Origin of the sequence: Marinococcus halotolerans DSM 16375 (genome assembly GCF_000420725.1) — a bacterium.
In the GTDB taxonomy this organism is placed as follows: Bacteria; Bacillota; Bacilli; order Bacillales; family Marinococcaceae; genus Marinococcus; species Marinococcus halotolerans.
Genome location: NZ_ATVM01000001.1, coordinates 214,026 through 225,888 on the forward strand (window position 1 = coordinate 214,026; position 11,863 = coordinate 225,888).

Sequence of the window (11,863 nt, forward strand, 5' to 3'; positions counted from 1 at the left end):
TTTTCTGCTTATTTTATTTTCGTCCTGCTTCCGCTACAATACGGAGAAAGGAGCGTTCCACATGACATTTCATTTTCTGATTCTTTATGCAGCACTGCTGCTTCTTGCCGTGATAACCGCCTGGTCCGCTGTCTGCACAAAGCTTACAAACAGGCGGCTGAAGCACTTGTACCAGCGCGTAAACCAGCTCGAAGCCGAAGCAGAAACCGCCCGGACCCAGGCTTATGCTGCATCCGCGGAGCAGGATATCTACATCCGCTTCATGACGGTAAAGGATGCGCTGTTCCGGCAGTTCAATGCCCCTCTTCCGCGTGCTGTTCGCGAGTCCGAAAACGCTATGCATTTTTCGGAGGAACAGCTGAACACCGCCTTTTCCTCCGGCGAAGCAGAAGCGCTGCGGCAATTTTTCCAGCGCTACCGCCAGTATCTTGATTCGTACTGGAAAACCCGCACGGGCGGCTGGAAAACCGTATTTGTGTCGAACGCACAAAACGGCGCTGACAGTTGGGAAACTGTCCACGCCGCCACTAAGTCACTGTACCAGGAAGCAGAGCGCTTATCAGCGCTTTTCGTTTATTCTTCATCTTGATACAGTTCCCGGAAAAACAGATCCGCCTGTTCGGGCTGTTCTGTATCCTCAAGCGGCGGCAGCTCTTCCAGGGTCTCGAGTCCAAAATACTCTAAAAAGCGGGTGGACGTTACAAAAGACATCGGCCTCCCCGGCTTCTGTGTACGTTCAAATTCTTTAACAAGGCCTTTGGAGAGCAGGGTCTGCAGCGCGCGGTCCGATTTCACTCCACGCACCTGATCGATGTCCGCCCGCAGCGCCGGCTGATTGTAGGCAATAATGGCAAGCGTCTCCAGTGCTGCCTGGCTGAGCGTCTGCCGATTCTGCTGCTCACTGAACTGCTCAATCGCTTCCGCCGCCTCGGGCACTGTCGCGAAGAAAAATGTATTTTCCGCCTGGGTGATCTGCAGGCCGCCTTCCCGCTGTGCCCAGGCTTCCTTTAAGGAGATTAAGTGTTCGCGGGCAGTCTTTGTTTCTATACCAAGTGCTCTGGCAGCCTGTTCTGCTTCCAGGCCTTCATCCCCGCTAATATACAGCAGCGATTCCAGCGTCCCCTCAATCGTTTTTTCCCTTTTCATACCTTCACCTTTTCTGCCAGTTGAATCGTTATATCATCAAAATTGTGCGCCTGCTCGCAGCGAATTTGCTTTTGTTTCATCAGCTCGAGCAGAGCAAGAAACGTCACCACCATCTGCGGTTTGGTTCTCGTCTCTTCAAACAGCTGATAAAACGAACAGGCATCGAGCTGTTCGAGTTCTCCCATCACCTCTGTCATCCGGTCTTCCACCGAATATTCATCCGCCCGGACAGTGGCCTGGGGAGGGTGGGCGTTTTTCGCCCGTTCCTTCATCTTCTGGAACGCTGCCACCATGTCATACACCGTCAGCCCCTCCGGAAGACTTTCTTCCTTTTCTTCCATGGTGCTCCATTCACTGAGCGGTTTTTTGTACACCTGCTGCTGTGCCTCTTCCTTTTGCTGCAGTTTCCCGGCTGCTTCCTTGTAGCGCTTGTATTCTTCAAGCTGCTCAATCAGCTGTTCCTTCGGATCGTCTTCCTCAATCCAGGCTTCCTCATCAGCTGTCACAGGCAGTAAGGTCTGGCTTTTGATCTGCAAAAGCGTAGCCGCCATCACGAGGTACTCCCCCGCTACATCAAGCTCAAGCTCCTGCATGGTCCGTACGTATTGCAAATACTGATCCGTGATTGCAGCCAGCGGAATATCCTGGATATCCATCTCCGCCTGCTGGACAAAATGAAGCAGCACATCAAGCGGGCCTTCAAATTGATCAATTTTTACTTTATACTGCTCGGACATAGTCCCCATCCTTCATCACTTGTTGAGTGCTGTTGCAAGTATATCATATCCGCTGTAAGCAGGGCATGCGTTTTCCCTGGCTGTTTTTGATACAATCAGCTTTATCAATAATTTTTGAAAGGAGAAACCGTCGTATGTATCCGGACGCCTATATTCTGTTTCTTGTCGAGTTTCACAGCACCCGCGACTATTTTGAATGCCACGAAATACTCGAAGACCACTGGAAGGAAGCTCCTTCCAAAGAGCGTGACCCTGTATGGCCCGGGCTGATTCAGATCGCTGTTGGGCTGTACCACGAGCGGAGGGGAAACCTTACCGGTGCTTCCAAATGCCTGAAAAATGCCGGCGTGATTCTTAGGCCGCTGCCTCGCCGTCTCCAGGCGCTCGGACTCGACGCCGAAAGGCTCCTGCAGAGGATCGAGGAGCAGCTCGACCATCTCGGAGAGCCGTTCCGGGACTTAAACCTCCCAATCACCGATCCCAAACTCGAAGACCAGTGTATTCGTCTGTGTGAACAAAAAAAGACGTCCTGGCTGCAGCCCTCCCCGCTTGAGGATACGGACCTCGTCCATAAGCATGTGCTCCGTGACCGCACCGACATCGTTCATGAACGTGACAAACAGCTCCGCATCCGGGATAAGCAGCGCCGGAGCCGCGGTCTGTGAGTTGGGTGTGGTGTCCTTCGTATTTGCATTAAAAAACCCGCCGTTCACCGGCGGGTGGGTATTAGTTCACTTCATTTTCCAGAATATCTTTTTGATGCTCATCGCACACCTGCAGGAACTGCACCGTTTCCTTACTGGCGACCAGCTCCTGGTCGAGACGGCCTCTGACCGCCTGCACCATTTTTTTGCCGATGCCTTCATCCCGGTAGGATGGGTTCACGCATACATGGCGAAGCTCTGCTTCTCCGTTCTCGGTGTAACGCAGACCGACGACTCCGACAATGTCATCGTCTTCCTTCCACATAAACAGCTGCCAGTCATCTGTTTCTTCATACTGCTGGACTGTTTCCTGGAGCTTTTTTACATCTTTTTCTTCCGGCATGTACGAAAGAAGCCCCATCGCTATTTTTTTATAGGATTGTTTATACTTAATCAACATAACCAATTATCCCTCATTGTGATCAGAATTTCAGACAATTTTGTCTTCATTTCCATAATTTACGCAAACCAGTATCCAAGTTCACCATTGACCATACACGCTTTTGGACAGAAATGCAAGAGGAATATAGGTAATTATAACTGAAAGCTGCTCATCACCGCTCATGCACGTGTAATCACTCAAACCAAAATCACACGGCTTTAAACCGTGTGATTTATTTTACTCCATGCGGATTTTTTTTGCAAGACTGGCCATTTCCACGGCCCCCATAGCAGCCTCGGATCCTTTATTCCCGGCCTTTGTGCCGGCTCGTTCAATTGCCTGTTCAATCGTCTCCACAGTAATGATACCGTTAATAACCGGCAGTTCTTCCTGCAGCGATACATTTGCGACTCCTTTGGCGGATTCGTTGGCCACATAGTCAAAATGGGGAGTTGCGCCGCGAATGATGGTGCCGACTGCCACAATTGCATCGTATTTTTTCGTTTTGGCTGCCTGCTGGGCGGCAAATGGAATTTCAAATGCCCCGGGCACCCAGATAACATCTATATCTTCTTCTCTCACTCCGCTGCGGATCAGCGTGCTTTCCGCTCCTTCGAGAAGCTGTTTGTTAATGAATTCATTGAACCGTGCTACGACGATCGCTATTTTTTGTTCACTTCCGTTTACGTTGCCTTCAATAGTAGTTGTCATTCTATTCTCCTCCTAAAAATGAAGCATGTGGCCTAATTTTTGATACTTCGTACGCATATATTTCTCGTTTTCCTCCTGCAGCGGCAGCTGTATCGCAATGCGCTGCGTCACTTCAAGGCCGTAGCCGGAGATCCCTGTTATTTTCCTCGGGTTGTTGGTGAGCAGCTTCATTTTCCCTACACCAATGTCGCGGAGCACCTGGGCGCCAATCCCGTATTCACGCAGGTCATCCGGAAAGCCAAGCTTTTTGTTTGCTTCCACCGTATCGTAGCCCGCTTCCTGCAGCTCATACGCTTTTAATTTATTGATCAGGCCAATGCCTCGTCCTTCCTGGCGCATATAAAGCAGTACACCTTTTCCTTCTTTTTCAATCTGCATCAGCGCTGCCTGCAGCTGCGGCCCGCAGTCACAACGCTTGGAGCCGAAGACGTCCCCCGTCAGACATTCCGAATGAACCCGGACCAGCGTTTCTTCCTCCGGATCGATCTCCCCTTTCACAAGCGCCATCATTTCTTTCCCATCAATGGACGACGTGAAACCGAGCGCCCGGAAATCACCAAATTCGGTTGGAAGGCTCGTATCCGCCTCCCGTTTCACCAGTTTTTCGCGGTGGCGGCGGTAGCTGATTAAGTCTTTGATCGTTACCATTTTCAGCCCGAAGCGGTCAGCGATTTCGCGCAGCTCCGGCACCCGGGCCATTTCCCCGTCTTCTCTTGTGATTTCACAAATCGTTCCGGACGACGTTTTTCCGGACAGGCGCGCAAGATCTATTGCAGCTTCTGTATGACCGGCCCGCTGCAGCACCCCGCCTTCTTTTGCAATAAGCGGAAACACATGGCCCGGACGCTGAAAGTCTCCCGGTTCTGCGGTCTGATTGGCAAGGTGCTGAATTGTCAGCGCCCGCTCGGAAGCACTGATACCGGTTTTGGACGACACGTGGTCGACGCTCACCGTAAAAGCAGTTCCATGCGGATCAGTATTCTGATCAGCCATCGGCTGAAGCTGCAGGCGCTCGGCCTGCTCTTCTGTGATCGGCGTGCAGACGAGACCGCGGCCATACGTAATCATAAAGTTAATTGTCTGGGCATCAATGTTTTCCGACAGAGCGACGAAATCTCCTTCGTTCTCGCGGTCTTCGTCATCACAAACGATCACAACCTGCCCGTTTCTCAGTTCATCTAACGCTTCTTCAATGGGGTCAAACCAGCGTCGTTCCTCCATGGTATCGTTCCTACTTTCTTTGCAAAGGTTTTATTTATCTACAGTTAACAAACGTTCTGTATATTTGGCAAGCATGTCACATTCAATATTGACCAGATCGCCGGCCTGTTTGTCTGCCAGGTTGGTTACCTGCCACGTATGCGGAATAATGGACAGGGTAAAGGTTTCTTTTTCATCGTCCACCCCAAAAATCGTCAGGCTGATGCCATCAACCGTGACGGAGCCTTTATTGGTCATGTAGCGGAGCTGCTCCTTCGGCGTCTGTACGTGCACGTAAATCATGTTTTCTTCCTCTTCAATAGAAGCAATGGTTCCTGTGGCATCCACATGTCCCTGCACAAAGTGCCCGCCAAACCTTCCTCCGGCCTGCATCGCAAGCTCAAGGTTTACGCGTGTGCCTTCTTCCATATATTTCAGACTCGTATGCTTGAGCGTTTCAGCCATCACGTCTACGTAGACACACTGGCCTTTTTTAGCCGTCGCCGTCAGGCAGATGCCGTTTACTGCGATGCTGTCGCCAATTTGAATACTGTTCATATCCAAATCACTCTCAAGCTCGAGCTGGATTAAATTTTCCTGATGCGTCATTTTTGACACTGTTCCTGTCGCTTCTATAATTCCCGTAAACATGCTTTCACTCCCCGGCCTGCAGTGTATATTTTCGGTCCTGCCCGAATGTCTCTTCTTTTATCAGTGAAAATGCCCGGGCTTCCTGAAGCGCCGAAATACCGCTTCCCTGATACACTCCCGGTGCATTTTCGCCGCCAATCACAATCGGCGCTACGTACATTAAATACTCCTGAATCACTTCAGCTTCCAGGAAAGACCCGAGAACCCCGGCCCCTCCTTCCACAAACAATGAAACGATTTTCTTTTCCCCAAGCACCTCCAGCACCGCGGAGATATTTTTCACGCCGGAAGCGACTGGGATCACTTCAGCTCCCGCTTCCTCCAGACGGCGCTGCTTTTCAGCGCTCGCCGGCTCGTTCGTCAAGACGTAGACCGGAGCTGCAGCATCCTTTAGCATCCGGCTGTTTTCCGGCATCCGGAGCTCACTGTCAAGCACTATCCGTGCCGGCGTCACGCCTGTTTCCGGGACCCGGGCAGTGAGGGACGGATCATCACTCAGCACAGTTCCGATACCGGCTAAAATGCCGTCACACCTGCGCCTTTCCCTGTGAACATCCTCCCGGGCTTCTTTTCCGGTGATCCACTGGCTTTCGCCCGTGGCCGTAGCAGTTTTTCCGTCGAGCGAAGAAGCTGTTTTAGCCGTCACGTAGGGGCGTCCGGTTTTAATAAAGTGAAAGAATTTCCGGTTTAAATACGCCGCTTCTTCCTGCCCCACTCCGGTCACAACTTCAAGGCCCGCCTCTTCCATCATCTGTATGCCTTTGCCGGCTACAAGCGGATTCGGGTCTGATGCTGCCACTACCACTTTTGCAATGCCTGCTTCAATAATCTGCTTCGCACACGGCGGGGTGCGGCCGTAATGGCTGCAGGGCTCGAGAGTGACATAGATCGAAGCTCCTTCAGCTTCGTCTCCTGCCATTGCAAGCGCATGGACTTCTGCGTGTGCTTCGCCGGAGCGAAGGTGAGCTCCCATTCCAACGATTCTGCCATCTTTAACGATGACGGCGCCGACCATCGGATTCGGGTAAGTCTGCCCTTCTGTTGAGCGTGCCAGTTCGAGTGCTGTGTGCATCCATGTATGATCCATATGGCCGGACCTCCTTTTATTTTTGCTTGTTTTATTGATTACAGAAACAAAAAAAGCCCCCGGATGAACATCCGGGGGCTTTTATACATACGTATCCAAAATAGTATTCTATTCTCGTCTGCAAACCTGACGGCTGCAGACAGAAAAACAGAATTTTTTCGAATACGGTTTTTCCTTCTCCCATCCAGACTGTTACTGTCGGCTTCAGAGTTGCACTGAATCCACCGTCCACGCCTCTGGCGCTTACCGGGTCACGGACTGAAAAGCATTCGCTTTATCACCGTCGGTTGGGACTTGCACCCGACCCCGAAGGATGTTGATCGCAATCAACGTACCGTATGAAGTTAAAATACATTTTATTACGTTCTTATACATCCGTCAAAACATTCAGCTTATGCTTCGTCCCAGACACGCACTTCCTTCATAACGTCCTGTGCCTGGATGCGGTCCACCTGATCCATATTGTCTGTCACACGGCCAAATACCGTATGTACACCGTTCAGGTGCGGCTGCTGGTCAAACAGAATAAAGAACTGGCTGCCGCCGGTGTCTTTTCCAGCGTGAGCCATCGACAGATAGCCTCTTTCGTGGGTGCGCGGGTTTCCTTCCGTTTCACACGGAATGGTATATCCCGGACCGCCGTCCCCGCGGTTGTTCGGGCATCCGCCCTGGGCAACAAAGCCCGGGATGACGCGGTGGAATGTAAGGCCGTCATAGAAGCCGTCATTCGCTAAGCTTTCAAAGTTTTTTACTGTGCCCGGGGCGTCCTCCGGGAAAAATTCCAATGTTACTGTTTCTCCGTTTTCAAATGCGATTTTACCTTTTTTCATCTCTCTCTACCCCTTTTTATTTGGTTTTTGCCTTTGCTGGCGCGTAGGACAAATCGTACTGAAGAATGTCTTCATACGTTTCCCCGCGGACCACCAGGTGTGATTCCCCGTCTTCGGCGAAAACGACCGGCGGACGCGGGAGGCGGTTGTAATTGTTGGCCATGGAATACCCGTAGGCTCCTGTGCAAAAAACCGCCAGCGTATCATTGGTTTTCACTTCCGGAAGCGGAAGGTTCCAGATCAGCATATCGCCGCTTTCACAGAGCTTGCCGGCGACCGAAAACGTGTCATCGGCTTTTTCATGGCCCCGGTTGGCCAGAATGCCTTCGTACTCTGCCTGATACAGCGCCGGACGAATGTTGTCGGACATGCCGCCGTCCACCGAAATGTAGCGGCGGACACCAGGGATATCTTTTTTCGAACCTACGTCATATAACGTTGTGCCGGCATCACCGCTGATGGATCTTCCAGGCTCGATCCAGATTTCCGGCACGTCCATGCCGGTACGGAGCGCTTCCTGTTTGACCGACTGAATCATATCCTGAACGTACTGTTCCGGCGCGAGCGGTTCGTCTCCTTCCACATAGCGGATCCCAAAGCCGCCGCCGCAGTTCAGCACATCCGGCGTGAACTGCAGGTGCTCCTGCCAGTGCACAAACTGATCAAACAGTTTTTTAATAGCCATGGTGAATCCGCTCGTTTCAAAAATCTGCGAACCAATATGACAATGCACGCCTTTAATGTTAATGGACGGACTCTGCTGCAGGCGGTAAATGGCCTGGTCTGCCTGTCCGGAAGTCAGATCAAACCCAAACTTTGAATCCTCCTGCCCGGTGGAAATGTATTCATGTGTGTGCGCCTCGATGCCGGGCGTCGTCCGGATCAATGCCTCCACATGTGTTTGCTGCCTGGCCGCCTGCTGCTCAATCAATTGAATTTCATGAAAATTATCAATCACAAAACAGCCGATGCCAAGTTCAATGGCAAGGGCGATTTCTGCTTCGCTTTTATTATTGCCGTGAAAATGAACTTTTTCCATCGGAAAACCGGCTTTTGACGCCGTCATCAGCTCTCCCCCGGAAACCACGTCCAGGCTGAGTCCCATTTCCTTCGCAAGCTGCGACATTGCGACGCAGCTGAAGGCCTTGCTCGCATAGGCGACCTGATATGTGATCCCGTTCTCTTCAAAGGCCTGCTGAAACCCGCGGGCCCGCTCACGCATTAAAGCAACGTCGTACACATAAACCGGGCTTCCGTATTCATGCTTTATATCAACCGTGTCCACCCCGCCGATCTCCAGGTGGCCGTGTTCATTTATATGGTGCGTTCCATGAAGCTGCATATTATTCTCTCCTTCGTTACTCCTCCTCGTTCATTTATTTTAGCACGCTTCTCAAAAAGACAAAAGCTTTATGCAAGTAAAGAAACCGCGCAATTACTGCACGGTTTCATAAATGAGGACTGGTTTTTCGACCGCAGCTTCTGCAATCGTAAAGGCTTCGGAAATTTTCTTTGCACTTTCGGCGCTGTCCTGGTCATTCACATGCATAATGGCAATTGTATCGCCTTTTTGCACAGCGTCACCGATTTTTTTCGTGAGCTCAATACCCACACTGTAATCAAGCACGTCGTCCTTGGTAGCACGTCCGGCTCCAAGAAGCATCGCACTTACGCCGATTTCTTCAGCTTCAATGCCGTGCACATAGCCGGAGGCTTCCGCCTTCACTTCCACGCGGTGCTCGGCAGCGGCAAGACTTTCCGGATCATCTACAGCGGAGGCGTCTCCGTGCTGATTTTCCACGAATGCTTTCATTTTTTTAAGCGCGTCCCCGTTTTCAATTACCTCGAGCACCATTTTTTCCGCCTGCTCAAGCGATTCGGCTTTGCCGCCTGCAACAAGCATATAGGAAGAAAGCGTAACGCTCAGCTCGTGCAGATCTTCGGGGCCGTTGCCCTGCAGCGTTTCAATTGCTTCTTTTACTTCGAGCGCGTTCCCGACGGTCCGGCCGAGCGGCTGGTCCATATTGGAAATGACCGCCATCGTTTTACGGTCGAGTGACTGACCGATTTCCACCATCGCCTCTGCCAGACGCTTGGCTTCCTCCACTTCTTTCATAAAGGCGCCCGAGCCTGCCTTTACATCCAGCACGATCGCATCCGCGCCGGCAGCGATTTTTTTACTCATTACCGAGCTTGCAATCAGCGGAATCGAGTTTACGGTCGCCGTCACGTCCCGGAGCGCATACAGCTTTTTGTCTGCCGGAGTCAGATTGCCGCTCTGGCCTGCGACCGCAATTTTATGCTCATTAACAAGATTGACGAATTCTTCCTTAGGAATCTCTGTTTCGAATCCACGGAAGCTTTCCAGCTTATCGATCGTCCCGCCGGTGTGTCCGAGTCCGCGCCCGGACATTTTCGCCACAGGGACGCCGCAGGCTGCTACAATCGGCCCGATGATCAGCGTCGTTTTGTCGCCGACACCTCCGGTGGAGTGCTTGTCCACCTTGATTCCTTCGATCGCCGACAGATCAAGCTGATCGCCGGACTCTGCCATCGCATAGGTAAGCGCAGCGGACTCCTGCTGGGTCATGTCCTGAAAGTAAATCGCCATTGCAAACGCCGATGCCTGGTAATCCGGCACCTCACCTTTGCTGTAAGAATCCACAAACCAGCGGATTTCTTCTTCACTCAGTTCTTTTCCATCACGCTTCTTTGCAATAATATCCACCATTCTCATAGTATGGCCCCTTTACACCTTGCTGTTAATTACGTATTTTTGACGATTTCCTTCATTAAAGAAATAAAAATCGGTTTGGTTTTAGCCGCCGTTTCCATCACTTCATCGTGGGATATGCTGACGATTTCTTCACCGATGGCCATATCAGTAATACACGAAACACCGAGTACGCGCAGTCCGGCATGCTGGGCCACAATTACCTCCGGCACCGTGGACATGCCCACCACATCAGCGCCGACGTTACGGAGCAGGATTAGCTCTGCCCGGCTCAGAAAGTTCGGACCGCCGATGCCGCCGTAGACGCCGCGTTTCAAGTCAATTTCAAGCGTTTCAGCAGCCTGGAATGCTTTCCCGCGGAGTACCGGATCGTACGCCTGGCTCATATCAGGAAAACGCGGGCCAAGCTCATTGTCATTTGGACCGATCAGCGGATTGGATCCGGTAAAGTTTATGTGGTCTTCAATCACCATTAAGTCTCCTGGGCGAAACGACGACTGCATCCCCCCGCAGGCATTGGTAACAAATAAAAACTCGGCACCGAGCGCTTTCATCACCCGCACCGGGAACGTTACCTCCTGCATCGAATAGCCTTCATAGTAGTGAAAGCGGCCCTGCATCGCTACTACTGTTTTTCCTTCGAGCTCGCCGAGTACGAGGCGTCCGGCATGGCCCTCTACGGTGGAAACAGGAAAATGCGGAATGTCTTCATACGCAATGACGGTGCCTGCTTCAATATCGTCAGCCAGGTCGCCGAGCCCGGAGCCGAGAATCATGCCGACTTCAGGCGCTGCACTGTATTTCGACTGTATATAATTCTTTGCTTCCTCTATTTTTACAGCGTCCATTCAGGCATCCTCCTGTGCGATCCGGCGAAGGGTTTCTTTCATTAATTTCAAGAAATCTTCCTGGACCTTTGATGTCGTATCCATGACTTCATCATGGCTCAACGGCTGGTCAAGCATACCGGCAGCCAGGTTTGAAATGCAGGAAATGCCGAGGACTTCCATGCCTCCGTGAACGGCAACAATTACCTCCGGCACCGTGGACATACCAACGGCGTCTGCACCCAGCACACGTGCCATGCGGACCTCTGCCGGAGTTTCATAGGCCGGGCCGGTGTTTGCCATGTACGTGCCGCGCTGAATACGGATATTTAGCGACAGCGCCGCCTCGTCAGCAATTTTGGCGAGTCCCTTCGAATACGCCGAACTCATATCCGGAAACCGGGGGCCGAGCTCTGCATCGTTTTCTCCGATGAGCGGGTTAGCGCCGAGCCAGTTGATGTGGTCATCAATAATCATTAAATCACCCGGTTCAAAGTCATGGTTCACGCCGCCCGCAGCGTTGGTAACGAGAAGCCGTTTCACTCCGAGTGCGTTCATTACCCGGATTGGAAACGTTACTTCCTGGAGGGAATACCCTTCATAGTAATGAAAACGCCCCTGCATTGCCGCCACCTGCATGCCTTCAAGTTCACCGAATACAAGCTGGCCCGCGTGGCCTTCCACTGTAGAAACGGGAAAGCCGGGGATATCTTCATATTTTAGAACGACCGGGTTTTTAATTTCATCGGCCAGTACTCCCAGGCCGGAACCGAGCACGAGGCCGGTCGACGGTACGGCAGGGATGTTGGACTGAATGTATTGAACTGCTTCCTTGGTTTGCTGCTGGATACTCA

14 protein-coding genes and 1 riboswitch are annotated in these 11,863 nt (G+C 51.8%); of the genes, 2 read left to right on the top strand and 12 right to left on the bottom strand.

Annotated elements, in window-relative coordinates:
• Positions 1-61 precede the first annotated feature (61 nt).
• Positions 62-589, top strand: a complete 528-nt coding sequence (locus tag G548_RS0101120; RefSeq protein ID WP_022792308.1) for a hypothetical protein — start codon at positions 62-64, stop codon at positions 587-589.
• On the opposite strand, the gene scpB is transcribed toward G548_RS0101120, so the two are convergent.
• The gene (scpB, locus tag G548_RS0101125) at positions 574-1,146 is read right to left on the bottom strand and encodes an SMC-Scp complex subunit ScpB (RefSeq protein WP_022792309.1); all 573 of its coding nucleotides are present in this window, start codon (positions 1,144-1,146) and stop codon (positions 574-576) included. The genes G548_RS0101120 and scpB overlap by 16 nt on opposite strands.
• Positions 1,143-1,883 (bottom strand): segregation/condensation protein A, encoded by a 741-nt coding sequence (locus G548_RS0101130; protein WP_022792310.1) that lies wholly within the window; start codon positions 1,881-1,883, stop codon positions 1,143-1,145. The genes scpB and G548_RS0101130 overlap by 4 nt, the downstream gene beginning before the upstream one ends.
• A 134-nt stretch (positions 1,884-2,017) precedes the next feature.
• Between G548_RS0101130 and G548_RS0101135 the strand changes: the two genes are divergently transcribed.
• The gene (locus G548_RS0101135) at positions 2,018-2,548 is read left to right on the top strand and encodes a DUF309 domain-containing protein (protein WP_022792311.1); all 531 of its coding nucleotides are present in this window, start codon (positions 2,018-2,020) and stop codon (positions 2,546-2,548) included.
• A 61-nt stretch (positions 2,549-2,609) separates the two neighbouring features.
• Here G548_RS0101135 and G548_RS0101140 read toward each other — a convergent pair whose 3' ends face one another.
• The 10 genes from G548_RS0101140 to G548_RS0101185 all read right to left on the bottom strand — a co-directional run bounded on the left by G548_RS0101140 (position 2,610) and on the right by G548_RS0101185 (position 11,858).
• Positions 2,610-2,987 carry a GNAT family N-acetyltransferase gene (locus G548_RS0101140; protein ID WP_022792312.1) on the bottom strand — a complete coding sequence of 126 codons (378 nt, stop codon included), beginning with the start codon at positions 2,985-2,987 and terminating at the stop codon, positions 2,610-2,612.
• A 219-nt stretch (positions 2,988-3,206) separates the two neighbouring features.
• A complete protein-coding gene (gene ribH / locus G548_RS0101145) occupies positions 3,207-3,680 on the bottom strand; it encodes a 6,7-dimethyl-8-ribityllumazine synthase (RefSeq protein ID WP_022792313.1) in 474 nt (157 codons plus the stop codon).
• 12 nt (positions 3,681-3,692) lie between these two features.
• A complete protein-coding gene (locus G548_RS0101150; protein ID WP_022792314.1) occupies positions 3,693-4,901 on the bottom strand; it encodes a bifunctional 3,4-dihydroxy-2-butanone-4-phosphate synthase/GTP cyclohydrolase II in 1,209 nt (402 codons plus the stop codon).
• A gap of 30 nt (positions 4,902-4,931) precedes the next feature.
• Positions 4,932-5,531, bottom strand: a complete 600-nt coding sequence (locus G548_RS16980) for a riboflavin synthase (protein WP_022792315.1) — start codon at positions 5,529-5,531, stop codon at positions 4,932-4,934.
• A gap of 4 nt (positions 5,532-5,535) precedes the next feature.
• The gene (gene ribD, locus G548_RS0101160) at positions 5,536-6,618 is read right to left on the bottom strand and encodes a bifunctional diaminohydroxyphosphoribosylaminopyrimidine deaminase/5-amino-6-(5-phosphoribosylamino)uracil reductase RibD (protein WP_022792316.1); all 1,083 of its coding nucleotides are present in this window, start codon (positions 6,616-6,618) and stop codon (positions 5,536-5,538) included.
• A gap of 168 nt (positions 6,619-6,786) precedes the next feature.
• Positions 6,787-6,936, bottom strand: a riboswitch (FMN riboswitch).
• Between the two features lie 74 nt (positions 6,937-7,010).
• Positions 7,011-7,448, bottom strand: a complete 438-nt coding sequence (locus tag G548_RS0101165) for a peptidylprolyl isomerase (RefSeq protein WP_022792317.1) — start codon at positions 7,446-7,448, stop codon at positions 7,011-7,013.
• A gap of 16 nt (positions 7,449-7,464) precedes the next feature.
• Positions 7,465-8,790: a diaminopimelate decarboxylase gene (gene lysA / locus G548_RS0101170; protein ID WP_022792318.1), complete on the bottom strand. Its 1,326-nt coding sequence runs from the start codon at positions 8,788-8,790 to the stop codon at positions 7,465-7,467.
• 93 nt (positions 8,791-8,883) lie between these two features.
• Positions 8,884-10,185, bottom strand: coding sequence for a pyrimidine-nucleoside phosphorylase (locus tag G548_RS0101175; RefSeq protein ID WP_022792319.1), 1,302 nt, complete (start codon positions 10,183-10,185; stop codon positions 8,884-8,886).
• A 29-nt stretch (positions 10,186-10,214) separates the two neighbouring features.
• Positions 10,215-11,030: a purine-nucleoside phosphorylase gene (locus G548_RS0101180; RefSeq protein ID WP_022792320.1), complete on the bottom strand. Its 816-nt coding sequence runs from the start codon at positions 11,028-11,030 to the stop codon at positions 10,215-10,217.
• Positions 11,031-11,858: a purine-nucleoside phosphorylase gene (locus G548_RS0101185; RefSeq protein WP_027847121.1), complete on the bottom strand. Its 828-nt coding sequence runs from the start codon at positions 11,856-11,858 to the stop codon at positions 11,031-11,033. It abuts the gene before it with no gap.
• Positions 11,859-11,863: the final 5 nt, after the last annotated feature.